Consider the following 26,981-nt stretch of genomic DNA (forward strand, 5'->3'; position numbering starts at 1 on the left):
ATTATAAATCGTTAATTATGGTATCTAAATCTAGATTATATTTTTTACAAACACTTAATAATGTATCTTTTGAATCATAAAAATTCATTGATAGGCTTGAAAAATAAGCAACTCTATTTAATTCATTACGAACTAGGCTCTTTTCTATATTAAAAAATTCATCTGTAAATGATTCTAATTTTGGTATGACTACCATATCATATATTGTTGAATAAGCCTTGTCTTTATGCTTTCTTAAAAGTCTACCTCTTCTTTGAATAAACTGTCTAGGGTTACCTGTACTACTTGCAAATATTCCTACTTCTGCTCTAGGTACATCAACACCTTCATCTAACATTTTCATTGCAAACAGTATTTCTATTTTTCCTTCTCCAAAACCTTTAAGAATATCATTTAAATCTTGGTCTTCAGAAGTGTAAGAGTTCATTTTTATTTCTGGAAAATCTTTATGGGTTCTTTTCAAATACTCATTTAAAATTTTAGTAGATTCACCTTCGTCATTATTTGTGTATCCTTCAGGAATGTAGGCAAAGACATATTTATCTTTATTAGTCTTTTTTAATTCTTCAACAATAGAACTAAATAAGTCTATTTTATTTTGAGCTTTATGAATGATGTTTTTTCTTTTTAACAAAAGAATTTCTACCATTGGATCATCTTTAAAAATACCATTTTTAAAGTCAAAATATTTTAAAAGGCGCTTAGAAATAACAGAGTATTCTTCAAATTCTTCCTCAGTTAATTCAACAATTAATGGGAAATATTTGTATCCAGTAAGGAAGCCAAACTCCATAGCTTTTTCCATACTGAAGTTATAGGTGTATGGAGGAGTGTCATTAAAGAATTGGTCTATAGCAGTAGTTCCTTCAGGATCATAAATTCTTTTAGGTGTGGCTGATAAGCCAATTTTTCTAGTAATGTTAAGATTTGATAAATTACTCTTAATGTTTTTAGCTCCCATATTGTGAGCTTCATCTGCAATTAGAAGAAATTCTGATTGAATTTTTTTATAAAGGTTTTGGAATCTATCTAATGTGAAACTACCATAAGTAGAAATTATAACTAGGTTTTCTTTTAACCCCCAGGAGTAATTACTACAGTAGTTAGCAAAATCTTTTTCCCAATTATTTCCTCCTCCAACTTTTAATATATTTTGAAAATTAAAGGATTTTACTTCTTTTTCCCATTGGTTTAAAAGAGATATAGAAGGCACAAGAATTATAGCTCTATAATTTCCTTCATTATTATATGTGTTCAATAAACAATTTAGTGAAGTTATTGTTTTTCCAGTACCTGTAGCCATTGCAAAAACACCAGAATAGTTGTTTTTTTTCCAAGCTATATAAGCATCTTTTTGATATTCTCTTGGACCTTGCGGAAAGGGAAATTTAGGAGTTCTTTCTATTTTATCTATTAAGGCTTCAAACCTCTCTTTTTTAAGTTTTTTTATTTTAATTACTTTATTACTGTATAAATCTAAACCTAGCTGTAAAGAATCATCTAGTAAATCTTGTAAGTTCTTATTCTGTCCTAATTGATTTACTACTCGAATAATTTCACTCTTGTCTATATGCTCATAGTTAGGGTGTTTATTCTCATAGATTTTTTGGAAGTTATTTTTTTCCTCTTCAATTCTAATTTTACTTACATCACTAACCCAAGGTGCATCTACCTGTAAACTTTCAGAATTTTTGATTAAAGCAGATAAAGTAAAATTAATACTACCATCTGTTGATATATAATCATTACCATCAAATAAAATCATCTTTTTACAATGTGCAAGATCAAATTTGTTAAACTTTACAGGTATTAGTTCGAGTCTCTTATTATTGAGTAAGTATTTTAAACAGTCAAAAAAATGTTGTCCCTCCTGACTTAAATTTTTCTCAAGTTCTACTATATCTTCAAAAATATTGATGATTTTATCTTCATTATTAATTTTTGTGTTGTTTAGTAGATGATTATAGTCAGAATTACTATAAAAATGATTAGTAACTAATCTCATTTTTCCTCCATTATAGATGAATTCAGCAAAGCTTTTAGATAAAACCTTTATTGCATTTGAGCTGAAATAACCTAATAACAAGTCTATGGTTTTACTAATAGGAAAAGTATCTTCATAAAACTCTAAAGGAATATTGTCTGAATCTGAACTATATTTATATGTGCAGGGAAAGGATATGTCTTTAAAAGTAAGTTTGGTCATGAGTTCAAAAGCAATCTCTAAAATTAACTAAAAAATAATAAAAATGAAATATTTAAAACTCAAAAAAGTATCGTTAGTAGTTGTTAATGATACTAACTTATTGTTTGTCAAGTTTTATTCATCTGATTTTATAGTAAGCCAAAAAAATATTGTCAAGTCTATCTTAAATTATATCTTGGAGAAAAGGATAGAAAATTTATATTTATTTTTATTGCTTCCTAATGATTTTAACAATTTTCAGTCACTTGAAGACTTGTCTAATAAATTAAAGTTTTCCTTGAAGTATTTTAATTTAAGTTCAAATGAAATAATAATTATATAGTATTAATATTGTCCTCTGGACAATATTTTACATAAGGACAGGACAAAATAAAGGGTGTTGTTTTAGGTATCAAGAAATCAAAAATGTAATTAAAGTACTATAAAAACTAATAATTAACTCACAGGTTCGAATCCTGTCGCGATCACAATAAGCCTTACTAGAAATAGTGAGGCTTTTTTGTTTTTTAGATCTTCAAAAAACGTTTTAGTATCGAGTTAGTTTATATAAAAAGGGAATAAATTAATATTAACGTTTACATAATTTAAACTTAATTACAGAATGACATCTCTGAATTTCAACAAAATTATTTTTGTTAGTTATAAAAGATGGAAGTATGAGAACGAAGTTATTTTTTTTGTTTTTTATTGTTGTGGCTAACAGTTTAGGGCAATCTTTAAAATTTAAAACATTAACTACAAAAGAAGGGCTATCAAACAATTCTGTAAATGATATCATAAGTGATGACAAAGGAAGGTTATGGGTTGCTACTTGGGACGGACTTAATCGTTATGATGGGAATAACTTTAAAATTTTTAAACATGTAGATAATGATACTACTTCTCTTCCTGGTAATGTCATTTATGCTTTACAAAAAGATACAAACGGATCGTTGTGGTGTTTAACCGATAATAACTCGGTAAGTAAGCTGCATAAAGAATCAATATTTCAAAACTTTTCATTCAAAGATACTCCTGTAAACTTTAGGTTTTCAAAAAAGAAAAATCTTGTTGTTGAAACTAAAAACAGCAAATATTATGAGTTTGATGGTACTAAGTTTACAGAAATAGAAGCCAATCAAGTCTTTAATAAAGAGCCATTAGTTCATGAACAATTATTGTTAAATGAATATCCTGAAGTTGTTATCAATGAATCTTACCAAGATAGAAAAGGTAATATTTGGTATGCTACTAGAAAAAATGGACTTTATGTTATCAGAAACAATCAGATAAATATTCACGATACACAAATAGAACATTATACATACGATTTATACAATCCATATAGTTTTACAAGTAATGAAATAGAAAAAATTTACGAAGATAATTTTGAGAATATTTGGTTAGGACACAAAGATGGAGGTCTTAGTATGGCTTATATTGGTTCAGAGTATATAAATACGATTGCTCCACATCCGATTAACTATAAACATTTACCTAATGAAACAGTAAGAGCTATTACGAAGGATAAAGATAATAACCTTTGGTTAGGTTATTACACGGAAGGATTGTATAAGTATAGCAAGTCTGAGAAATGTTTTGTTAAGAAACAATTAGAAAAAGCAAAAGAAAATCAAGAATGGGAAAGGATACGTAGTTTATACACTGCTAAAGATGGTTCTATATGGGTAGGAACCTATGCGGGACTTATTCGGGTAAAAGAATCGGAAATATCTTATTACAGTGCCGATGAATTTTCATTGTTACCAGCAAACAGAATTTATGCAATGACAGAGACAGATGATAATAGAATTTGGTTTGCTTGTTGGGGAGGATTAGCGGTATTTAATCTAAAAGAAAATAAGTTTGAAGAAGTTCCTGGAGTAAGCTCATTAAAACAATACCATATTCGAGATGTTGTTGCAAGTGGTAATGAATTAGCATTGGCAACTGAAAACTATGGAATGGTGTTGTTTTCTATTGCTGATGGAAGTAAACATAGTGTTACTACAGCTGAAGGCTTAACAGGTAATAGTGTATATAGTATTGCTAAAGACAAATCTACAGAAATGTATTGGGTGGCAACCTTAGGAGGGGTAACAGTTTATGATCGAGAAAAAGGAGTTGTAGCAACTATTTCTGAAAATGAAGGGTTACCTAGCCATATGGTATATAGTGTAATTCCTAAAGGAAACTACATATGGGTAAGTACTACTAAGGGGATTGCTTCAATAAATAAAGAGGATTATAAAGTTAATGTGTCACATCCGGAAGAAGGTTGGCAAGCACCAGAATTTTCAGAAGGGGCGTACTATCAGGACTCTAAAGGAGTATTGTATTTTGGAGGAATTAATGGGGTTAATTATTTCGCTCCAGAACTAATAACTTTCAATAAAAAAACACCTGAATTAGTTGTTGAAATAGATGGTATAGAAAGTAGAGGGGGTATAATAGAAAAAACATTTTCAGAAAATAATATCAGTTTAGATATAACACCTGTAGCATATCGAAAAAATCATGAAAATGTAATTTTATATAGGTTGAAAGGCTTAGATAAAGACTGGAGGGTGTATGGAGCAGGTCCTGTTTCATACAAAAAACTACAGCCAGGAGAATATACTTTGGAAGTAAAAAATAGTTTAAGTACTTCAGAGGAGGAGTTGACTTCTATTCCTGTAATAATTAAACCCCCATTTTATAAAACCTCTTGGTTTTTATGGATATTGGTTTCTGGAGGAATTGGTTTAATAATTTTTGGATTTGGTTATAAAGTACGTAAGGATAAGATTTATAAAGAAAAATTAAAACAAAAAATTAGCGAACGAACAGCTATAATTGAAAGGCAGAAAAAAGACTTGATAAAAGCAAATGTAAAGCTAGAAGATAAGAACCGTGAAATCTTTCAACAAAAAGAAGAAGTACTGGCTTTACATCACAAATTAAAAAATGAAGACTTTGAAATAGATAAATTCAAAACGTTTGTTTTGGCTGAATTTAAGAAGCCTTTAATGCAATTATTACAAGAAAGCCAAGACATAAGTATACCAGAAGAAATACAAACTAGATTAATTCGTCAAACACAAACTATGGTTGATGCGTTAATGGAATGGGATTTTTTAGAACAAGTACACCATGTAAAAACTACAGAAGCATCAGCAATAGAGATTAATGATGTTTTACATGAGCTAACTAAAAACTTAGAAAGAAAACTTATACAATCTGGTATAAATCTTAGTTACCAAATACCTGGAAAAAAAGAATGGATAACAATAAACCTATTACAATTCAAACTTTTATTTAAATATGTTTTTAACGACCTTATAAAATATAGTAATCAAGGTAGTACTATAGAGGTAGTTTATATTTTAAAAGATACAAGTCTTGAATTAAAAGTAGATTCTGACAGTAGTGTTTTATTAAATAATATTGAAAGTTTACAACGATATAGTCCTTATTACAATGCAGCAAAAGAGCTGTTACTACAATTAAAAGGAAAAATAACTGTAAATCCAGATGGAGGAAGAGTGTCTATAGAGGTAGAGGTACCGTTTCAGAAAACAAGCTCAGAAAAGGCCTCTATGATACAATGGAATCATTTAGGAATGATAGATGAATTACCAACTGATAAACATAAAGTATTAGTGCTGAGTAGTGAGGTGAATTATGGAATATTACAATCGTTATTAGGAAATGAAGCTTATCATTTAATTTTTGAAAGTAATGTTGATAAACTATTTTCTGCACTTTCAAATCTTAACATAGATTCTATAATTTTTTATGATGTAAAACTTACAAATGAAGTTGTACAGTTCTTAGAAAATCGTAAAGAAAATAAAAAAACACCTCATTGTCCAATACTCTATCTTTCTGACGAAATAGGACATTCTCAAATAGAGCAGGTTACAAAATTAGGATTAGATGTAACCGTTCAGTTACCAGTAAGTAAAACATTTTTACAAGCAAAATTAGAAAACCTTTTAAATAGTAGAAAACCTTTATTTACTACAAAATCGATTAGTAATACTTGGATAGAAAAGCATAAAGACGAGCAATTACTTTCACCAAATGAAAAATTAGTAAAAAAAGCGCTTACCTATATGCATGAGTGTTTACATGATCATACTTTCAATATAGAAAGCCTTCAAGAGAAGCTAGAAATATCAAGAGTGAAGTGTTATCGTGTTTTTAAAGAAATATTAAAACAATCTCCGTCAGATGTGTTGATTAACCTAAGACTCCAAAAAGCACAACATCTGTTAAACCAAAATATATTGAACATTTCAGAAATTAGTTTTGAATGCGGCTTTGCAAACCCAAAATATTTTAGTAGGCAGTTTAAAAAGCATTTTAATATGAGTCCTAAAGCTTATAAGGATCAAAAAATAGTAGCTTAAAAGTTAGCTTCAGATTAGGCTAATGTTAGTAAAAAGTTACTGAAACAAAAGTGTAATTATTTAGGCTTTTTTATGAGGTTTTTTGAAACATATGCACCCCTTTTTTGAAACGATTAGACCCCTTCTAAATATCTCCTTAAAATAGATTCGTCTCAGAATCAAAACCTATTTATCAAATGAAAAAACACTATTTATTTATGTTGCTATTATGTTTCGGAGCAGCCTCCAACGCAATAGCACAAACTATTTTAAAAGGTACTGTTGTATCTAAAATCGACGGAGCTCCCATTCCTGGAGCAACTGTTCTTGTAAAAGAACAACAAGAGAATGGAACAGCTACCGATTTTGATGGTAAGTTTACCCTTAGTGTAAATAAAGATCAAGGAACCTTAGTCGTTTCTTTTATAGGGTTTCAAACATTAGAGCTTCCTTTCTCAGGAAATCAAGAGTTTAATATAGCACTTAATGAAGAGTCAAATATTCTAGATGAGGTAGTATTAATAGGATATGGTAGTGCAAAAAAAGGAGATCTAACTTCAGCTATTTCAACAGTAGAAAATATAAAATCTATGTCAAGTAGACCCGTATCTACGTTAAATGACTTTTTACAAGGAAGTGTATCGGGTGTAACTGTTTTGCAGCAAGGAGGAGATCCTTCAGAAGATGGTAAAGTAGTAATTAGAGGGTACGGTTCTTTTGCGAATGAAGAGCCTCTTACGGTAGTAGATGGTGTACCGTATTATGGACCAGCAATTAACCCTAACGATATAGCATCGGTATCAATTTTAAAGGATGCAGCAGCTGCTGCAATCTACGGAGCACAAGCAGCTTCTGGAGTTATCGTAATTGAAACTAAAAAAGGAAAAAAAGGAAAACCAAGAATTAGTTTTGACTTTTATAGCGGTATGCAATCAGCAGCTAAATTACCTACTCCTTTAAATGCGCAGCAGCAAGCAACTGTGTACAATATGGCAGCAGATAATGCAGGTGCGCCAAGGCAATCAGCTCACAATGCAGAACAAAACCCTTGGGGGCAAGTAACACGTACTAATTGGATGGATGCTATTTTTAGAACAGGAGCTATCTACAATACCAATATGAATATAAGTGGTGCTACAGACAAGATGAATTATATGACGTCTTTCGGGTATAACAAAAAAGAAGGATTGTTGTTAAACACATATTCAGAGCGTTTTTCTTTTAGAGTGAAAACAGATATACATCTTACAGATAATCTTACAGTTGGTGAAAATGTGTACTACTCAAGAAGTGAAGCTGTGGGTACAAACTCTACAAGCTCTTATGCAGGTAGTATTGTAAATGCATTATATATGCCATCATCTGCACCTATTCGTGATGCAAACGGAAACTTTAGTGGAGTAGTACCAGAAAACTTATCAAATTATGCAGGTGCTTACGGAGATGTATACAATCCTGTAGCATTATTATTACGTCCAGATATTAGTAATCCAGTTAATTACTTAAATGTGAATACATATCTTAATTATGATATAACGGACGGATTAAAGTTTAAAACGAGTTATAGTTATAGTACTACTGATACAAAATATAAAAAATTCTCTCCTAGAATTCCAGAGCTAGGTAGAACGAACTTAAACAACTATTTATATCAGAGCTATTCAGATACCAAGCGTTGGGTTTGGGATAATCAATTAAGCTATAAAAAGAGTTTTGGAGATCATAATTTAGACCTTACTGCTGTTTACTCGTCACAGTTTACTGATTACGAATACTATTTTCAGCAAGGAGAAGGATTTAGTAGTGAAGAACCTTTCAATCAATTCATGTCTAATGCTTCAGTAATTAGAACTCCAGAAACAGATGTGTACGAAGATGCTTTAACTTCTGCAATAGGAAGGGTAATGTATAATTATAAAGGAAAGTATTACCTATCAGGAAGTATTCGTAGAGATGAAACATCACGTTTAGCAAAAGAAAATCAAGCAGACTATTTCCCATCAGCTTCAGCGGCTTGGAAAATATCAGGAGAAGATTTCTTTAATGTTGAAGCAATTAATAACTTAAAAGTAAGAGCTTCTTGGGGACAAATAGGAAACATTAACTCTGTAGGATATTACTCTTTTGATGTTCCTTTAAATACAACAAATGTAATTTTAGGAGAAGGAGGTTCTTTAGATGATAAAGGTACATATGTTGGAAGACAGTCAAACCCAAATCTTAAATGGGAAATGTCAGAATCTTTAGATTTTGGAATTGATATGAATTTATTCAATAACCGACTTTCAATCGTTGCTGATTATTTTGAAAAAACAACTAAAGGAATGATTATTCCTGGATTGGAAGATATTCATCAAGGAACGTCAGCTGCTGATGTAAATGGAGGGGAAGTTAAAAATACAGGATATGAGTTTGCAGTTTCGTATAAAGATTACGTAGGTGACTTAAATTATAGTATTAGTGCAAATGCTAGTTTCTTAGACAATGAATTGATTAATCTTAACGGATATAACAGTAGTGGTATTGATTATATCGCTCATTCAGATAATGTTAGGAGTACATTGTATCCGTACAGGTCTGTAGTAGGAAAAGAATTATATTCTACTTATCTAGTGCCTTACTTAGGGATTTTCCAATCACAAGAAGAAATTAATGCACATAGTAAAGACGGACAGTTAATACAGCCTAACGCAGTACCTGGAGACTTTAAATTCCAAGATACTAACAACGATGGTAAGATAGATAATAAAGACCGTGTTTTTATGGATAGCTATTTGCCAGAAGTAACTTATAACTTAGGGTTAAACTTAGATTATAAAGGATTTGATTTAAACATGAACTTCCAAGGAGTAGGTGGAGTTAAGGTGTTTAATGGATATAAGTTTACGGCTTTTAATGCTTCACAACAAGGATATAATTTAGACAGCGGAGTGTTAAATGCTTGGACTCCTGAAAATACAAATACAAATATTCCAAGATTATCAACACAAGATAATAATCAAACTTATGGAACTACATCTAGTTGGTACTTAGAAGATGCTTCTTACTTACGACTTAAAAATGTAACACTTGGTTATACAGTACCAACAAGTAAAATGAGTTCTGTATTAAGTCAATCATCATTAAGAGTATATGTTTCAGGAGAAAATTTATTTACAATCACAAATTATAGTGGAATGGATCCTGAAGTAGGAGGTAAAGGATTGGATGTAGGTAGATATCCTTCAGCAAGAACTATATCTGCAGGAATATCATTGTCATTATAAAAAACAAAACAAGAAGATGAAAAATACATATATAAAACTAATTGCATTTATTGTGAGTATTCAAATGGGAATTGTTTCCTGTTCAGATGATTTCACAAATCTAGATCCATTAGGAAGTACTTCGTATGAAAACTTCTGGAAAACAGAACAAGACGCTTTAGAAGCAACAAATAGTATGTACGAGTATATGCGTGCAGAAGAAATGTTTGCTCGTGGATTCTTTTGGTACATCAATGCGTCTGACGATATGGTTACAGGAAGATTGAATGCTACGGCAGATAATATTAAAAACTTTAATGTAACTGGTGATGAGGGATATACATCAAAAATGTACAAGCAAGGTTATAAAGTAATAAGAAGAGCGAACGATGTTATTTTAAATGTTCCTCAAATGAATATTAGTCAATCAACTAAAAACCGTTTGTTAGGTGAAGCTTATTTTATGAGAGGATTTCATTATTTCTGGTTAGCTCATACTTACGGAGATAACGGTACTAATGGAGGAATTCCTATCGTTACCGAAGAGAATATGAATAATGAAGCAGGAAGCTACGAGAGACCACAAAGTGTAATAGAAAATTATGAATTTGTTGTTGAAGACTTAAAAAGAGCAGCAGATTTATTGCCTCTTTTTACTGAAATGGGAGAAGGTGATTACGGACGTGCACATAAAGATGCAGCTTTAGCTTACATTGCAAAAACCTATTTGTATTGGGCACAATATGACAGTTCTAAATATGCTGATGTGGTTACCTATTGTGATGCAGTAACAAATTCAGGATCGGGTAGAGCGCTTATTGATACAGATAACCCTAAAAAAGATTTCAGATTGTTACACAGTCACCTAAATAACTGGACAAGTGAATATATCTGGTCTGTAGATTCTGGTGTTGAAGGAGGTAGTATCTTACCAGGAGTAATGTTAGAAAACAAAGGCTGGGGGCTTTATAATGGTTGGGGATATTACACACCAACACAAGACTTATACAATGAGTTTGAAACAAATGATGCAAGAAGAGAAGTAACTATCTTAAAATTTGGTGATGAGTTCCAGTTCTTTGGTGAAACCAGAAAATACCAATCAGAAAACTCACTTTCAGGATTCCAGTTTAACAAGTATATGTATGAATATGGAATGGAAAATCCAGTAGGAAGTTCTATCAACTCAAATGGTAATGCGCCAACAACGCTTTATAATGTACCTGTAATGCGTTATGCAGAGGTTTTATTAATGAAATCTGAAGCATTAATTCAACAAGGAGGAAACGGAGATGCTGATTTAAACAGAGTAAGAGAAAGAGCAGGATTAGCTCCAGTTGCTAATGCTACATTAGAAGATATAAAGCACGAAAGACGTGTTGAGTTTGCAGGTGAATTTGCTAACAGACATTACGACTTAGTACGTTGGGGAGACGCTGCTGAGGTATATAGTAAACCTTTATACGGAAGAATTCACTCAGATAGATCAAACCCAGATTCAGACTACATTGTTGAACAAGTGTGGCAGGCAAGAAATTTTGACCCTAGTTATATGCATGTATGGCCAATTCCAAACGAAGCAATTATCTCTTCAGGAATCAAGCAAAATACTGGATGGTAATTTAGTCATTTTTTAGTTTAATTTAAGTTTAACAAAAAGATGTCGTTAAGGCGGCATCTTTTTTATAAATGCATGAAATGAAATTTATTCAAAAGATATTTTTATACCTAATATTAGGTGTTGGGGCTATACAAGCACAAACCTCAAATTATACTTATAAAGTACATTCTCACAACGATTATAAACAATCTGTTCCTTTTTGGAAAGCCTATGCAGCGGGAGTTCATTCTTTAGAAATAGATGTAATATTAAAAAATAACACCCTATTTGTAGCGCATGAAACAGCTGAAATTATTAATAAGCACACTATTGAGTCACTTTATTTAGAGCCTTTACGAACTACTTTAAAAAATAATCTTCAACTTACACATAAAATACAGTTGTTAATAGATGTAAAATCAGAGCCTTATAGTACGTTAAATCATTTAGTAAAAATATTAAAGCAGTATCCTGATTTAACTAAAAATGAAAATATACAGTTTGTTATTTCAGGTGGAAAACCACAGGTTAAAGACTATGTGAATTATCCAGATTATATACAATTCGACCATCAAAAACTAACGAAAATTTTAAACCAAGAAGCTTGGAATAAGGTTGGGTTAATTAGTGTTGACTATAAAAACTATTCTGTATGGAATGGTAAAGGAAGAATGGTTGCTGATGAACTTGATAAAGTGAAAAAAGTAATTGAAATTGCTCACGGATTAAATAAGCCTTTCCGTTTTTGGGGAGCACCAGATTCAGAGTCAGCTTGGAAAGTTTTTACAGATTTAAAAGTAGATTTCATAAATACCGATCAACCTTTTGAAGCTACTAAATACCTTAAAAGTTTATCAAAAAGGGTGAGCTTCAATAAAGAAAAATCAGAAGTTTACAAACCTACATTTGCTTATGACCAAAAAAACAAAAAAGTAGAAAATATCATTTTATTAATTGGTGATGGAAATGGAGTATCTCAAATTTCAGCAGCTGCTTTGGCTAACGGAGGAGATTTAACATTAACCCAATTAAGAAGTGTTGGATTTTTAAAAACTCAATCGTCAGACGATTTTACAACAGATTCTGCTGCTGGTGGTACAGCTCTAGCAACTGGGACGAAGACATACAACAGAGCAATTGGTGTAGGACCTGACGGAAAGCCAGTAAAAAATATTAGTGAATTACTAATTGAACATAATTATAAGGTTGGTTTAATTACTAATGATGAAATTACAGGAGCAACCCCTTCTGCTTTTTACGCACATCAAAAAGATAGATCACATATGCAACAAATAGCTTCAGACCTTATAAAGAGTGAAATTTCATTATTTATAGGTGGAGGAGCAAAACATTTTACGAATAAAAAAGAATTACCATTCAGTATAAAAGAATCTGTGGAAGACATCACTATGGGTGAAGAAAGAGTAGGAGTTTTTACAGCTGAAGGAGGTATGCCAGGAATCACACAAGGAAGAGGTAACTTTTTAGCAGAAGCAACTCAACGTAGTTTGTCTTTTTTTAAGTCGAAAAAAGAACCATTTTTGTTAATGGTAGAAGGAGCTCAAATAGATAGTTACGGACACTTTAACGATACTCATGGTATTATTGCAGAAGGAATTGATTTTGATAAAGCAGTAACCGAAGCGATAAAATTTGCAGATGCCAATAAAAATACCTTGGTAATTGTTACAGCAGATCATGAAACTTCAGGATTTTCTATTCCACAAGGAAACATAGAAAACCATATGATTGAAGGAGATTTTACTACTCACGACCATACAGGAGCAATGGTACCTTTGTTTGCTTACGGCCCGCAATCAGATAAATTACAAGGAGTTTATGAAAACAGTGATCTTTTGGGTAAGATTCTAGAAATCTTAAAGATAAAGACTGATGAATAAATCAAAATATCTTTTCGGATTATTGGTGTTTACTATGCAAGTAACTTTAGGACAATCTCATAAAATTTCAGGAAGAGCTTATCATGATAAGAATCAAAACGGAATTTATGATAAAGGAGATAAAGCTCTTAAAAATGTACTTGTAAGTAACGGAAAAGATGTTGTAGTAACCAATTCTAAAGGAATTTATAAAATAAAACCTTTACAGAATAATCCACTATTTGTTATTAAACCAAAGGGGTATGTTTCACCACGTACCCCACAAAACAACTTGAAGTTTTACTATTTGTTTCAAGAGTTAACCAATAAAAAATCGGTTGATTTTCCGCTTTATGCTAATAAGGAAAAAGGCAAGGTGAAAATAGCGTTGCTAGGAGACCCTCAATCAGATGTAATTGACGATATTCATCATGTTAGTAAGTTAGTGACTGAAGAATTAGTCAAAAATAAACCAGACATTATTATTCCTTTAGGCGATCTTTCTTTTGATAATTTAAACATATTTAAACCTCTATCTGAATCGTTAGGGTTGGTTGGAGCTCCTGTATTTTATGTAATAGGAAATCACGATTTAAACTTTGAAGAGCAAGAATTTTCTAATAGAGACAAAACTTTCGAAGCTTCATTTGGACCTTCATATTATGCTTTTGAATATGGAGATAACCTGTTTTTGGTGCTCAACAATAATTTTCCAATAAATAACCGTGAGTATATAGGTAAGTTTGATGAAGATCAATTAACATTTGTATCTCATATAACTAAGAAGTTTGGAACGAAATATAATTCAATAAAAATTTTCACGCACATTCCTTTAGAGTATACAAGAAATAAAGAAGAGCTTATAGAGTTGATGAATCCTTTCGAAAAGGTTTTGGTTGTTGCAGGACATACACATACACAATATCATACTTTTTTTGAAAGAAATCAAAAACTAGCAGTTCATCAGTTAGTAGGAGGAGCGGTTTGTGGCGCTTGGTGGCAAGGGGCGCACGATATTAATGGAGTTCCTTTTGCTATGATGTATGATGGTACTCCAAAAGGGTATTGGTTCTTAGAAACTGAAGATAAAGATTATCAACTTAGTTACAAGGTTTCAGGAGCACCTGTAGAAAAGCAAATGAATGTTTGGATTCCTGAAAGTAAAGAATGGGATACCGAGATGAATATTTTGAACGAACCTTACGTGTATGTAAATGTGTTTGCAGGAGGAGAATCTACAAAAGTTGAGGTTTCTTTTGATAATAAAATTTGGCAATCTATGGAGTATTATCAAGGAGTAGCACCAGAGTTAAAAAGATTTTATTTACTTCAAGAATTAGGAAGGTATAAAGGACAAAAATTATCAAAAATGCCTAAGCCAACTACAAAAAGTAAACACTTATGGAGGCTTAAAATGCCTGAAAATTTTTCAAATGGAATGCATCTAATAAGGGTTAGAGTAAAAGACGACTTATTAAAATTACAATCTGAAGATGTTAGGGTTTATGATAAGCGTTAAAGAGATCATTCAAGGAAGAACATTATAATGTTCTTCCTTTTTATTTATTTCAATGTCATTTCACGATGTTCAATACCCCAGGTAACCATAACGTCTAAAGCGGTATGTAAACGCATTCCTGATTCAGTAAGTTCGTATTCTACAGTAACAGGAGTTGTGTCGTAAATGGTACGTTTAATAATTCCGTTAGCTTCTAAATCTTTTAGTTCTTTAGATAACATTCTTGGAGAGATTTTTCCAATATTTCGTTGAAGTTCTTTAAAACGCATCTTTCTGTACAAAAGACTTCCAATAATAGATAGTTTCCACTTACCACTTATTACATTTAAAGTATCTCTTAAAGCTAATACATATTGAACAGAGCACCTTTTAAGCTCTTCTATTTTAGTACTTGTTTCCATCTTAAGTTTAGGTCGGTATACTTTTGTATACTGGTATACTAAAGTATAGTAGTTACTTTTATATAGCAAATATACATATTTTTGTAGTGTTAAAACAAGTAAATATAAAATAATGAAACACTTAGTAATTGTAACACATCCCAATATAGAGGAATCAAACGTAAATAAGTCTTGGATAAATGAGCTGCAACAGCACGATGATAAAGTAACAATTCATCAATTATATAAAGAATATCCAGATTTAAATATTGATGTAGCAAAAGAGCAAGAGTTGTTATTGAATCATGATAGTATCGTTATTCAATTTCCGTTGCATTGGTTTAACACTCCCTTTTTATTAAAAAAATGGATGGATGAGGTACTAACATATGGTTGGGCTTTTGGTCCAGGAGGAGATAAGTTAAAAGGAAAGAAATTCCGTTTATCTATATCAACAGGAGGTACAGAGCAAACCTATAATAGTTTTGTATCTTTAGAAGACTTATTAAAATCGGTAACCGTTTCGTTTCAGTTTTGCGGATCAGAAGTTTTGCCATCGCATGTGTTTTACGGAGCAAATGACAACCCAAAGCTTGAAGATATTAAAGTAAACTCAAAACAATACGCAGATTTAATCTTAAATTAATTAAAACCTATAAACAATGAAAAATTTTAAAAATCCTTTAGTGTTAGTATTAATAGCATTTGCAACACTATCGTTTACTACCATTACAAAAGAAATAAAGAAAGTAAATACTAAAGAGAGTAAAGTAGTATGGAAAGGTTATAAAGTAACTGGCTCTCATGAAGGAACAGTTAGTTTACAATCAGGAGCCTTACACTTTGATGAAGAAAAATTAGTAGGAGGAGAGTTTGTTATAGATATGACTTCTATTGCAGTAACAGATTTATCAGGAGATTACCAAAAAAAATTAGAAGGACATTTAAAATCAGACGATTTTTTTGGTGTGAATAATCATCCAATAGCAAAACTAGTTTTTACTAAAGTGAAAGCAAAAGGAAAGAATTCATATGAAGTAACAGCAGATTTAACAGTTAAGAATAAAACCAATCCTGTAACTTTTGAAATTTCAGTATATGGAAAAAAAGCAACAGCAGCGTTAAAAGTAGATAGAGCTAAATATGATGTAAAATACGGTTCTACAAGCTTTTTTGATGGTTTAAAAGATAAAGCAATTTATGACGAGTTTGATTTGGTAGTTGATTTGGTTTTTTAAAACCCAACTAAGATTGTATGCATACCTCAAACGTTGGTTTGGGGTATGTTTTTAATTATATAAGTAATCAATAATCCCTCTATGAAACGAACAACGTTTTTACAGTTATTAGGGTTAGCATCAGTAAATTTGAGTATGGGAACACTTAATGGTTTAAAAAAGTTATCAGATAGTTTGCCGGTTTCTCAAACAATGCCAGTATTGTTCTTGGGACATGGGAGTCCTATGAATGCTATTGAAGAAAACGAGTTTACTAAAGGCTTTAAAAATATTTCAAAAACACTACCCAAGCCCAAGGCGATTATTTGTGTTTCGGCACACTGGTTTACAAAAGGAACAAAAGTAACTGCGATGGAAATGCCTAAAACAATTCACGATTTTGGCGGTTTTCCCCAAGAATTATTTGAACAACAATATCCAGCTAGTGGAAGTCCTGAATTAGCTAAAGAAACAAAACAATTATTGCATCCTAATTTTGTAGCATTAGACGAGCATTGGGGATTAGATCATGGTGCTTGGACTGTATTAAAACATTTATTTCCAAAAGCTGATATACCTATAATTCAATTGAGTATAGATTATACAAAAGATGCCAATTATCATTTTGAATTGGCTAAACAGCTAGCTTCTTTAAGGCAAAAAAGCATATTAATTATTGGAAGTGGAAACATTGTTCATAATCTAAGATTAGTTGATTGGAAGAATTTTGATAAGGATGATTATGGATATGATTGGGCTATTGAAACAAGAGAAACGGTTAATAAACATTTACTAGAAGGGAATTTTAAACCATTGATTGACTATACAAAACAGTCAAAAGCATTTCAGTTAGCAATTCCAACACCTGACCATTATTTACCGTTGATTTATAGTTTAGGCTTGCAGCAAAAAAATGAAGAAATTCAGCTTTTTAATGACAAGTTATTAGCGGGCTCTTTAAGTATGACTTCCTTAAAAATAGGGTAGAAGTAAACATTTGTAATAATAAAAAAAAGCTCTGGCAAATTTGCTAGAGCTTTTTTTATAAAGAGAATATTTTTATTGTTTTCTATGCCAGTAAGCCGTTCTACCAAAGGCAGAAAAACCAACATAACCTCTAATTTTTAGTTTGTCTTTGCCGTCTAGTTTAATATAACATTTATATTCTTTACCGTTTTTAGGGTCTAAGATTTTCCCGCCACTCCATTCATCACCATCTTTTTTTAATCCTGTTAAAATGTTCATTCCTAAAATAGGGTTGTTTTTACGTTTTCCGCTACATTTATCACAAACAGCTTCTTGACGGTTCTTGTCAGTAATTTCTACAATTTTAGCGTATGCCTTTCCGTCTTTTTTATATACTTCAATTACAGAATCAACCTTATTGGTTTCTTCATCTCGGTTTTCCCATTTTCCGAAAATAGTTTGTGCACTCATAGATAAGCTAACGGTTGTAAATAATAAAGCAAAAAGTATTTTTTTCATAATTTAAAAGTTTTAATAGTATATCGTTTTCAAAAAGTATTCCAATTAATCGTATTGTGCGTCAAAGTTGCTGTCCCAATTTCCTTGCACACGTAATACTTGTTCTATAATATCACGAGCACAACCGTTACCACCTGTTTTATCAGAAATGTATTTTGAAATTTGTTGTATTTCACGTGCTGCGTCGTTAGGGCAAGATGGCATACCTACAAGTTTCATTACAGGATAATCAGGAATATCATCTCCCATATACACTACATTTTCAGGATTCAATTTGTATTTTTCAACCAATTCATTAAACTGTTGAATTTTATTATGAGCTCCTAAATAAATATCGGTAATACCTAAACCTTCTAAACGTGTGCGTACACCTTCGTTTTTTCCACCAGAGATAATACAAACCCTGTAACCAGCTTTTACAGCAGATTTTAAGGCATATCCATCTTTAATATTCATTTGACGTACCAATTGTCCGTCAGGAAAAACGGTTACAATTCCGTTAGTTAATACTCCGTCTACATCAAAAATAAAAGTGTCTATTTGAGGTAAGTATTCTTTATAACTCTTTTCCATTTTGTTGGATTGATTTTGTAATAAGTTTATAAATTTCTTGTTGTTCGGCATTTAATAATGCTAAATGATCTTGAATAGTTTTTTGATCGTTTCTTTTAGCAGGGCCTGTTTGTGCTGCATCAGGACTCAACTCGGTTATTTTTTGAGCTGTTTCTTGAATTAATGGTAGTAGTACTTCAAAAGGAACTTGGTGTTCATTACAAATATCAGCACCAATTTTATACATGTGATTGGTAAAATTGTTTACAAAAACGGCAGCTACGTGTAATCGTTTACGTTGTTCTGAGTTGATACGGTATATCTTTTTTCCAATAGTTTTAGCAAGCGTTTCCAACAACTGTAAATCTTCTTCATTTTCAGCTTCTAAACAAAATGGAATTTCATTGAAGTTAACCTCTTTGTCTTTAGAAAAGCTTTGTAATAAGTAAAAAATACCTTTACGTCCAGTGTTTTGTAACGACTGCATAGCGACACTACCAGAAGTGTGTACCACCAAACCATTTTTTTGTTCAATTTTACGAGAAACATCACCAATGGCATCATCAGAAACAGCAATGATATATACATCAGCTTTTGTTAAAAGCTCTATGCTATTTGTAATAGAAGTAACTTCTTTTAAATGCTCTACTTGCTCTATATTTCGAGCATATACTTGCACCAACGATACTTCGTCTGTTTTACTAAAAGCATTGGCTAAATGTGTAGCTACATTACCGCCTCCTATAATGGCAACTTTAATCATAGCACGAAGATATTGAAATTAATTAAAAATATTTTCGCATATTTGTTCCATTATGATTGTATAAGTCGCCTAAAATAGAAGTGTTGCCTGAGCAGCAAATAGTTATGTCTTACTCTTTTTAAGACAATTTTATGTATTTATAAAACTTTATAATGACTGATAACAATCAAATATCAAAACAAACCATATTCTCACTTTTTAAAGATGCTGTTTTAGGAAGACAGCAAGATTTTACGACAGGAAGTATTCGTAAAGCTATTTTTTTATTAGCAATTCCGATGATTTTAGAAATGCTAATGGAATCTATTTTTGCTCTGGTAGATATTATTTATGTATCGCGAGTAAGTGTAAACGCAGTAGCTACTGTAGGGTTAACAGAGTCAGTACTAACTTTAGTATACGCAGTAGCGATAGGGTTAAGTATGGCGGCAACTGCTTTAGTGGCCAGAAGAACAGGAGAAAAAGATTCTGAAGGAGCAAATCAAACAGCAGTACAAGTTATTTTTTTAGGAGTATTTATTTCAATTCTTATTAGTGTTGTTGGAATTTTATATCCAAAAGAAATACTAGCATTAATGGGAGGGAAACCAGACTTAATAGCCGAAGGCTTTGGGTATACCCAAGTATTGTTAGGAGGAAACATTACTGTGATGCTACTCTTTTTAATCAATGCAATTTTTAGAGGAGCAGGAAATGCTTCTATCGCAATGTGGACGTTGATTTTATCAAACGGATTAAATATTATTCTCGATCCTATTTTTATCTTCGGTTTAGGTCCTGTACCGGCATACGGAGTAGAAGGGGCAGCTATAGCAACGACAATTGGTAGAGGTACGGCAGTAGTCGCTCAATTAGCAGTTTTATTTTTTGGAGCAGGTAAAGTTAAGTTAGCTATTAAAGATTTAGTAGTGAGAGTTTCAGTAATGATAAACTTAATCAAGGTGTCATTAGGTGGAATAGGACAATTTATTATCGGAACTTCAAGCTGGGTATTTTTAATGCGAATTATGTCTGAATTTGGAAGTGAAGTACTTGCTGGATATACAATTGCTATTCGAATAATGATGTTTACCTTAATGCCTGCTTGGGGAATGAGTAATGCTGCAGCAACATTAGTAGGTCAAAATTTAGGGGCGGAACAACCAGAGAGAGCCGAAAAATCCGTTTGGATAACGAGTAAATATTGTGCAATTTTTATGGGAGCAGTCTCATTGATTTATATAGTTTTTGCTCCAACCTTTTTAGGGTGGTTTTCAGAGAATATTGAAGTTGTTGAAAATGGAGCTTTGTGTTTACAAATTATGGCGGCAGGATATATAGCTTATGCTTACGGAATGGTGGTTATTCAATCTTTCAATGGTTCGGGAGATACCAAAACACCAACTTATATCAATTTTGTATGTTTTTGGCTATTTCAATTACCATTTGCATATGTAATGGCAATTACATTAGATTTTGGCCCTATTGGAGTCTTTTTAGCAATAACATTAGCAGAAATTTTAATAGCTGTTGTAGGAATTTGGCTATTTAAAAAAGGAAAATGGAAAACAGTTCAAGTGTAAATTTTCATTTAGTAAATTAGCTGTAATTATTTTAAAGGAAATAATTATAAAAGAATTTATAGAAAACAGTAAATAAATGAAACTAGATATATTAGCTTTTGGAGCACATCCAGATGATGTTGAATTAGGATGTGCAGCCACCATAGCCAAAGAAATTTCGTTAGGAAAAAAAGTAGGAATCGTTGATTTAACTCGAGGAGAATTAGGAACAAGAGGTTCTGCTGAATTAAGAGATAAAGAAGCTGCAAATGCTGCTGGAATTCTTGGGGTTACGGTACGTGAAAACCTAGGTTTTGCAGATGGCTTTTTTAAAAACGATAAAGAACATCAGTTGGAAGTTATTAAAATGATACGTAAGTATCAACCAGAAATAGTACTGTGTAACGCTATTGATGACCGTCATATTGATCACCCTAAAGGAAGTCAGTTAGTGTCAGATGCTTGCTTTTTAAGCGGTTTACTTAAAATAGCAACTGAACTAGATGGAGCTCAGCAAGAAAAGTGGAGGCCAAAACAAGTATATCATTACATACAATGGAAAAACATTGAACCTGATTTTGTAATAGATGTTACTGGCTTTATGGATAAAAAAATAAGCTCAGTTATGGCATATTCATCACAGTTTTTTGATCCAAAAAGTTCCGAACCAGAAACGCCTATAACCAGCAAAAATTTTACTGATAGTATAGAGTATAGAGCTAAAGACTTAGGAAGATTAATAGGGGCTGATTATGCAGAAGGCTTTACCTCAGAACGTTATGTGGCAATAGAAAATTTTAGTAAATTAATTTAAAAAAAAGTTTTGTCACAATGTAAAAAGCTTGTATATTTGCACCCGCAAGTTACATGGTGATTGTAGCTCAGCTGGTTAGAGCGCCGGATTGTGGTTCCGGAGGTCGCCGGTTCGAACCCGGTCTTTCACCCAAAAAACAAAAGCCTTTCTTAATAGAAAGGCTTTTTTTGTGGAAAAAATTTGTGTATATAAACAATAAAAAAAGCTTCTCAGTTATTTTTGAGAAGCTTTTTTTATTTCCAGCCATTGCTCATATTTGTTTTTGTGTTTAAAACGATTATGAGTCCATAGGTAATACTCGGGTTGAGCTTTTATGTTTTTTTCTGTAATCGCTAGATATTTATCAGTAATTTCAAAATTGTCAAAATCATTAGGAGAGTCAGTAATTAGTTCAAACTCAATTTCAAAATATCCTCTTTTAATTTTAGTTGTCTTCATGTTAACAACTACTGAGTTGTATTTTTTTGCTAGCACTTCGGCTCCTGTGTGTACAGGTACTTTTTCGTTTAAAAAAGTAGCCCAATATCTGGTTTTTCTTATTTGAGGAGATTGATCGCTAAGTAAAAGATATAAGTACTGAATTTTGTTGGAATGTTTTTCGTAAAGACTTCTATTGAATAAACTTGTAGGTACTGCTTCAAAGCCAAATTTTGTTCTTGATCCTTTTATTAGTTTATCAAAATAAGGGTTTTTAATTTTTTTGTAGGCACCGAAACAGTTAATATCTACAGAAAGAGGCATGCCTACAGCCCATTCCCAATTTGCTTGGTGTGAACCAACTAAAGCAATACTTCTTCCTTGTCTAGCATATTCGTTTATAAGTTCGGGGTTTACATATTTGTAGCGTTTTTGTAATTCATTTTTACTTATAGCAAAAGATTTAACGCTTTCGAAAAGTATATCTACAAAATGTTTAAAGAATTTTTTTGATATTCTGTTTATTTCGGTTTCTTTTTTGTTAGGGAAAGCTGTTTTAAGATTTTTAGTAGCTACTTTTTTTCTATAGCCAATAATATAGTATAATATCAAAAAGAAAAAATCAGAAAAAATATATAGAATTCTCATTGGTAGTCTTGAAAGAAACCAGATGAAAGGGTAAGTTATTATAAAAGTTAAGAAATTCATTTTAGAAAAATTAAAGTGCAAATATCGCATTAAATTATCAATCTTTACTTTATAAACTTTTGTTTATGTTTGTGGGTATATATTAGAGATATGAGTCAAATTATTATAGGAATAATTATAGCAAATGTGTTAATGTCGATTAAAGGGTTTGGTGATCCTGCTTTTTTCGATCGATACAAATTTCAGGTGCAAAGAGTGTTAGGAGGAGAGAAGATAAGAATGGTATCGTCAGGTTTTTTACATGTAGATTGGTTGCATTTAGGGTTTAATATGTATGCTTTGTATCTGTTTGGAGAGTTGGCTATGAGAAATTTTAGCACAATTAACTTTTTATTAATTTACTTAGCTAGTTTATTAGCAGGAAGTATGTATTCGTTGTATCAGCATAAAAGAGAGCCGTATTATAGTGCAGTAGGAGCTTCGGGTGCAGTGTCGGGTATTATGTTTTCTGCTATTATATTGTATCCTGATAAAACATATAGTTTTATGTTTTTTCCTTTTGTAAGTTTTCCTGCTTATGTATTAGGTATAGGGTATTTATTATACTCGATTTACGGTATGAAAAACCAAGTAGGTAATATTGGACATTCGGCACATTTAGGAGGAGCTATAGGAGGATATTTAATTACTTTAGTGCTACGACCAAGTGTTATAGCAAACCACACGGTAATGGTAGGAGTAATGGCGTTAATTATTGCAGGGTTGTTTTTCTTTGGAGATAAATTAAAGCTGAATAGGTAAAGTGAATTTTAAGAATAAAAAAACCGAAACAAATATTTCGGTTTTTTTGAGCGGGAGACCGGGTTCGAACCGGCGACATTCAGCTTGGAAGGCTGACGCTCTACCAACTGAGCTACTCCCGCGGTAAAGCTTTTGCTTTTCTGTGTAATTACTTACACTATGTAAATTTGAGCGGGAGACCGGGTTCGAACCGGCGACATTCAGCTTGGAAGGCTGACGCTCTACCAACTGAGCTACTCCCGCAGTAAAGCGGTTGCAAATATAAGACTGTTTCTAATATCTGCAAAGACTTTTTTGAGAAAAATTAGATAAAAATTTACTGTTTGTGTATAACTTTCAGAAAGTGAATGCAATAAGTTTTTAAAAGATTTTACAAAAAGTAAGAGTGTTTTATAAATTTGAGTGTTAAGTTTAATATTTACTGTAAAAAAGTAGTGAAACTAGTTCTATTCTTCTTGTAGAGAGTCATGAATTATGGTATTAAAAATTAAAAAGAAGCTAATTCCCAAATAATCAATTAAAAAAGACTACCTTTGTCATGTTCAAGTTGAACACCTTAATCATTTCAAGGTAGTATATAGTAATTAGTTTTTTTGAGTTTATTCTCTTCTTGCCTTTTTTATTTCATTATTCCTTTATTTTTTTTAAGTGTTTATAAGCATAAAAGCTTTTATAAGTGTGTAATAACATTATAAAGGGTTATATAAAGGTTCTTCTTTTACAAAACATATATAATAATTTAAAATTTAAGTAAGATGCAAGAAGGCACAGTAAAATTTTTTAACAGCTCAAAAGGATTTGGGTTTATTACATCATCAGAATCAGGAGAAGATATTTTTGTACACAATTCAGGATTGATTGACGATGTTAGAGAGAATGATAAAGTACGTTACGATACCGAACAAGGTAGAAAAGGCTTAAACGCTTTTAATGTAGAAATTGTAGATTAACGTTGTGGTTGTTTTATAACCTAAACCTAACTATACAAAAGAGGCTATCTGAAAAGATAGTCTTTTTTTATGCTTAAATTTTAAAGGAGTCGTTTTTCAAAATAAAATGAATAATTAAAGACTGTTCTGGATAAACGAATTTCACAAAACTGCTTCAAATAACTAAAAATTAAAGCAAGGAATTTATGAAAATACTACAAATACAAAAAGATAATTATAACATTTTAAAATACTCTTTTGAGTTAGAGTAATAAATGGAGTATCGATTATATATTACTGATTTTTAAACTGTAGGTTTTTAGAACCTTAAAACTGAAACGCTCTTTGACAATTTTTGAAGTAAAAAAACAAAAATATTTCTTTCAAATTAACATTTTTTGCAACTAAAATTTATTGTTTTATTTTTAAAAAAATAAATAATGAAAGCTTATAATAAAATGACAAAGGAGGAAAAAATTAAGTATTTTCTAGAAAAGTTTAAACGTGATTTTGATTATGATATGGAAAACAACTTGGATGAAGACTATTGGCCGGATGAAGACTATTTGGTGATTAAGTACTTACCAGTTCATGAATCAGAGTCTTTTATGGATAAATATTCTTTACTCTGTAGAGACTATGCTAATCGTTTTAGGAATTAATTTTCCTTTTTCTTGCTTCAAGAGCTTCAAACCGAAGCTCTTTTTTATTGTCATAATTTTAGAAAACAAATTAAAAACAAATTAAAAACAAAGTATAATTTTTGCAGCTCTAATAAAAGTTCTTGTCGTCTCGTAAAACTTTTACAAAATGAAATCCATAGATTTCAAAACCTTCATTGTAATAAAATTTGTGTGATTTTCTATTACCTGTGTAAGTATTTAACTCAATAGCTTCACATCCTTTTTGTTTGGTGTACTCGTATATCCAGTTAAAAAAATGTTTTCCAATATTGTTCCCTCTGTAAGTTTCATCAATAACAACATGGTCTGGTTCTACACTTTTTCCTACATAATGTCTAATACTATACCAAAGACCAGAAATACCTATAAGCTTATTTTGGTCAAAAGCACCTACGCATTCATAGTTAGAACAGGTAATCATTTCTAAAACTCTTGTTTTTAAAATGTCTTGAGGAGTTGTAGTGTTTAACTTTTGTAAAAGTGGAAGAATATCGAGGATATCTTTTTTGTTAATTGGTTTGAAATGTATATTCATTCTGTATTTTTGAGTTAAAAGAAATTAAGATGATAAAAATAAAAAATATATCGGCTCAAGAAACGTACGAAATACGATTATCGGTACTAAGAAATAATATCGATTTACCATTTAAATTTGAGGGAGATGAAGACAAAAGGACCTTTCATTTAGGGGCTTTTTATGAAGAAAAGTTAGTAGGTATAACATCTTTTATGCGAAATAGAATTGATGTTGTTAAAGGACAGCAATATCAATTAAGAGGAATGGCAACGCTACCTGAAGTAAGAGGAATGGGAGCAGGAAAAATGTTGATTGAAGAAGCAAAAAGTATTTTAAAGGAGAAGAGTATTACCGCTTTATGGTGTAATGCTAGAAAAGAAGCAGTTGGTTTTTATGAAAACTTAGGTTTTAAAATTACAGGAGAAGAATTTGAAGTCTCAAAAGTAGGAGCTCATTTTAAAATGTATTATATTGTAAGCTAGATGTTTATTTAAATAGTAACCTAGGTGAAAACAATAAGAATATGAAAGCATTACAATTAATATTTATAATCTTCTTTTTTAGTTCATTGAACTTAATATCACAAGAAAAAGAAGTGAAAATAACTACAGAAAAGCTAACAGACCGTGTTTATGTTTTAAAAGGTCAAGGAGGTAATATAGGTCTCTTTATTGGAGATGATTGTGTTTTTATGATTGATGATCAATTCGCACCTTTAAGTAAGAAAATACAAGCAGCTATAAAAACGATAACGGATAAGCCAGTAACTTATTTAATAAATACACATTGGCATGGAGATCATACAGGAGGAAATGCCAATTTTCAAAAAGAAGGAGCTATTATTGTTTCTCATGAAAATGTACGAAAACGTATGAGTGTAGATCAAATTGTTAGGGGAGAGAAAAGACTAGCTTCTCCAGAAGAAGCATTGCCTGTTATTACTTTTTCAGAAGATATGCAGTTTTACATGAATGAAGAGCCTATTTTGATTACACACATTCATAATGCGCATACGGATGGAGATGTTTTAGTATATTTTGTTAATAGCAATGTGTTGCATGTAGGTGATGCTTATTTTCAAGGAAAGTTTCCGTATATAGATATAGATTCAGGAGGAAGTATTGATGGTTACATAAAAGGAATAAAAACGATAATGAGAATTACTGATACTACTACTAAAATCATTCCTGGTCATGGAAAAGTGACTACAAAAGAAGAGTTAAAAGAGTATTTAGAAATGTTGGAAGATTTAAAAACGCAAATATTTAAAGAAATTGAAAAAGGGGCGAGTTTAAAAGATGTAAAGAATAATGCTAAAATAACTGAAAAGTATAAAGGTTATAATGGCTGGATAACGGAAGATAAAATTAAAGAAGCAATCTATAAAAGTTTGAAAATTAAGTAAAAATAAAAACCCAAATCGAATGATTTG

The 26,981-nt window shown here is 31.3% G+C and carries 22 protein-coding genes and 3 tRNA genes; 16 read left to right on the forward strand and 9 right to left on the reverse strand.

Translation table 11 applies throughout. The annotated features are described in order from the left end of the window. Window position 1: 1 nt before the first annotated feature. A complete protein-coding gene (locus N534_RS0101680; RefSeq protein WP_038005199.1) occupies window positions 2-2,206 on the reverse strand; it encodes a DEAD/DEAH box helicase family protein in 2,205 nt (734 codons plus the stop codon). Between the two features lie 656 nt (window positions 2,207-2,862). Between N534_RS0101680 and N534_RS0101685 the strand changes: the two genes are divergently transcribed. The 5 genes from N534_RS0101685 (at window position 2,863) to N534_RS14260 (ending at window position 14,802) form a co-directional block, all read left to right on the forward strand. After that, window positions 2,863-6,579, forward strand: coding sequence for a two-component regulator propeller domain-containing protein (locus N534_RS0101685; protein ID WP_028890820.1), 3,717 nt, complete (start codon window positions 2,863-2,865; stop codon window positions 6,577-6,579). A gap of 176 nt (window positions 6,580-6,755) precedes the next feature. Next, entirely contained in the window at window positions 6,756-9,824 is a 3,069-nt protein-coding gene (locus N534_RS0101690; protein WP_028890821.1) for a TonB-dependent receptor, read from the forward strand. Between the two features lie 16 nt (window positions 9,825-9,840). Next, entirely contained in the window at window positions 9,841-11,424 is a 1,584-nt protein-coding gene (locus N534_RS0101695) for a RagB/SusD family nutrient uptake outer membrane protein (protein ID WP_028890822.1), read from the forward strand. A 77-nt stretch (window positions 11,425-11,501) separates the two neighbouring features. After that, complete coding sequence (locus N534_RS0101700) at window positions 11,502-13,304, forward strand: alkaline phosphatase (RefSeq protein ID WP_081728275.1); 1,803 nt, start codon at window positions 11,502-11,504, stop codon at window positions 13,302-13,304. Next, the gene (locus N534_RS14260; RefSeq protein WP_051435814.1) at window positions 13,297-14,802 is read left to right on the forward strand and encodes a calcineurin-like phosphoesterase C-terminal domain-containing protein; all 1,506 of its coding nucleotides are present in this window, start codon (window positions 13,297-13,299) and stop codon (window positions 14,800-14,802) included. Before N534_RS0101700 ends, N534_RS14260 begins: the two co-directional genes overlap by 8 nt. 44 nt (window positions 14,803-14,846) lie before the next feature. On the opposite strand, the gene N534_RS0101710 is transcribed toward N534_RS14260, so the two are convergent. Beyond that, a complete protein-coding gene (locus N534_RS0101710) occupies window positions 14,847-15,203 on the reverse strand; it encodes a helix-turn-helix domain-containing protein (RefSeq protein ID WP_028890824.1) in 357 nt (118 codons plus the stop codon). A 112-nt stretch (window positions 15,204-15,315) separates the two neighbouring features. Between N534_RS0101710 and N534_RS0101715 the strand changes: the two genes are divergently transcribed. The 3 genes from N534_RS0101715 (at window position 15,316) to ygiD (ending at window position 17,386) form a co-directional block, all read left to right on the forward strand. Next, a complete protein-coding gene (locus N534_RS0101715; protein ID WP_038005201.1) occupies window positions 15,316-15,828 on the forward strand; it encodes an NAD(P)H-dependent oxidoreductase in 513 nt (170 codons plus the stop codon). A gap of 16 nt (window positions 15,829-15,844) precedes the next feature. Continuing rightward, entirely contained in the window at window positions 15,845-16,420 is a 576-nt protein-coding gene (locus N534_RS0101720) for a YceI family protein (RefSeq protein ID WP_028890826.1), read from the forward strand. A 135-nt stretch (window positions 16,421-16,555) separates the two neighbouring features. Then, a complete protein-coding gene (gene ygiD / locus N534_RS0101725; protein ID WP_028890827.1) occupies window positions 16,556-17,386 on the forward strand; it encodes a 4,5-DOPA dioxygenase extradiol in 831 nt (276 codons plus the stop codon). 72 nt (window positions 17,387-17,458) lie between these two features. Here ygiD and N534_RS0101730 read toward each other — a convergent pair whose 3' ends face one another. The 3 genes from N534_RS0101730 to N534_RS0101740 are packed head-to-tail and all read right to left on the reverse strand — an operon-like array spanning window position 17,459 to window position 19,199. Further along, window positions 17,459-17,884 (reverse strand): DUF2147 domain-containing protein, encoded by a 426-nt coding sequence (locus N534_RS0101730; protein WP_028890828.1) that lies wholly within the window; start codon window positions 17,882-17,884, stop codon window positions 17,459-17,461. Window positions 17,885-17,929: 45 nt separating this feature from the next. Then, window positions 17,930-18,457 (reverse strand): HAD family hydrolase, encoded by a 528-nt coding sequence (locus tag N534_RS0101735; protein WP_028890829.1) that lies wholly within the window; start codon window positions 18,455-18,457, stop codon window positions 17,930-17,932. Continuing rightward, window positions 18,441-19,199, reverse strand: a complete 759-nt coding sequence (locus N534_RS0101740) for a Rossmann-like and DUF2520 domain-containing protein (protein ID WP_028890830.1) — start codon at window positions 19,197-19,199, stop codon at window positions 18,441-18,443. Before N534_RS0101740 ends, N534_RS0101735 begins: the two co-directional genes overlap by 17 nt. 152 nt (window positions 19,200-19,351) lie before the next feature. Between N534_RS0101740 and N534_RS0101745 the strand changes: the two genes are divergently transcribed. The 3 genes from N534_RS0101745 (at window position 19,352) to N534_RS0101755 (ending at window position 21,685) form a co-directional block, all read left to right on the forward strand. Beyond that, window positions 19,352-20,761 (forward strand): MATE family efflux transporter, encoded by a 1,410-nt coding sequence (locus N534_RS0101745; RefSeq protein WP_028890831.1) that lies wholly within the window; start codon window positions 19,352-19,354, stop codon window positions 20,759-20,761. A gap of 76 nt (window positions 20,762-20,837) precedes the next feature. Next, window positions 20,838-21,554, forward strand: a complete 717-nt coding sequence (gene bshB1 / locus N534_RS0101750) for a bacillithiol biosynthesis deacetylase BshB1 (RefSeq protein WP_028890832.1) — start codon at window positions 20,838-20,840, stop codon at window positions 21,552-21,554. A 55-nt stretch (window positions 21,555-21,609) separates the two neighbouring features. After that, window positions 21,610-21,685: transfer RNA gene (locus N534_RS0101755), tRNA-His, on the forward strand. An 82-nt stretch (window positions 21,686-21,767) separates the two neighbouring features. Here the strand turns inward: N534_RS0101755 and N534_RS0101760 are convergent. Next, the gene (locus N534_RS0101760; protein WP_369791951.1) at window positions 21,768-22,709 is read right to left on the reverse strand and encodes a lysophospholipid acyltransferase family protein; all 942 of its coding nucleotides are present in this window, start codon (window positions 22,707-22,709) and stop codon (window positions 21,768-21,770) included. Between the two features lie 60 nt (window positions 22,710-22,769). Here N534_RS0101760 and N534_RS0101765 point away from each other — a divergent pair, with 60 nt between their 5' ends. Beyond that, complete coding sequence (locus N534_RS0101765) at window positions 22,770-23,420, forward strand: rhomboid family intramembrane serine protease (RefSeq protein ID WP_038005202.1); 651 nt, start codon at window positions 22,770-22,772, stop codon at window positions 23,418-23,420. A gap of 49 nt (window positions 23,421-23,469) precedes the next feature. Here N534_RS0101765 and N534_RS0101770 read toward each other — a convergent pair. Both N534_RS0101770 and N534_RS0101775 read right to left on the reverse strand, forming a co-directional pair. Then, window positions 23,470-23,542 (reverse strand) — tRNA-Gly (locus tag N534_RS0101770). Window positions 23,543-23,590: 48 nt separating this feature from the next. Beyond that, a tRNA-Gly gene (locus tag N534_RS0101775) sits at window positions 23,591-23,663 on the reverse strand. A gap of 512 nt (window positions 23,664-24,175) precedes the next feature. Here N534_RS0101775 and N534_RS0101780 point away from each other — a divergent pair. Together N534_RS0101780 and N534_RS0101785 are read left to right on the forward strand one after the other, a co-directional pair. Further along, window positions 24,176-24,370 carry a cold-shock protein gene (locus tag N534_RS0101780; protein WP_028890835.1) on the forward strand — a complete coding sequence of 65 codons (195 nt, stop codon included), beginning with the start codon at window positions 24,176-24,178 and terminating at the stop codon, window positions 24,368-24,370. 437 nt (window positions 24,371-24,807) lie between these two features. Next, entirely contained in the window at window positions 24,808-25,011 is a 204-nt protein-coding gene (locus N534_RS0101785) for a hypothetical protein (RefSeq protein ID WP_156025521.1), read from the forward strand. Between the two features lie 109 nt (window positions 25,012-25,120). Here the strand turns inward: N534_RS0101785 and N534_RS0101790 are convergent, their stop codons facing one another. Next, window positions 25,121-25,567 (reverse strand): GNAT family N-acetyltransferase, encoded by a 447-nt coding sequence (locus tag N534_RS0101790; RefSeq protein ID WP_028890837.1) that lies wholly within the window; start codon window positions 25,565-25,567, stop codon window positions 25,121-25,123. 29 nt (window positions 25,568-25,596) lie between these two features. Between N534_RS0101790 and N534_RS0101795 the strand changes: the two genes are divergently transcribed. Continuing rightward, complete coding sequence (locus tag N534_RS0101795) at window positions 25,597-26,031, forward strand: GNAT family N-acetyltransferase (RefSeq protein ID WP_028890838.1); 435 nt, start codon at window positions 25,597-25,599, stop codon at window positions 26,029-26,031. Between the two features lie 41 nt (window positions 26,032-26,072). Then, window positions 26,073-26,954 carry an MBL fold metallo-hydrolase gene (locus N534_RS0101800; RefSeq protein ID WP_028890839.1) on the forward strand — a complete coding sequence of 294 codons (882 nt, stop codon included), beginning with the start codon at window positions 26,073-26,075 and terminating at the stop codon, window positions 26,952-26,954. Window positions 26,955-26,981 lie beyond the last annotated feature (27 nt).

Source organism: Tenacibaculum sp. 47A_GOM-205m (genome assembly GCF_000518405.1).
GTDB classification, from domain to species: Bacteria; Bacteroidota; Bacteroidia; order Flavobacteriales; family Flavobacteriaceae; genus Polaribacter; species Polaribacter lutimaris.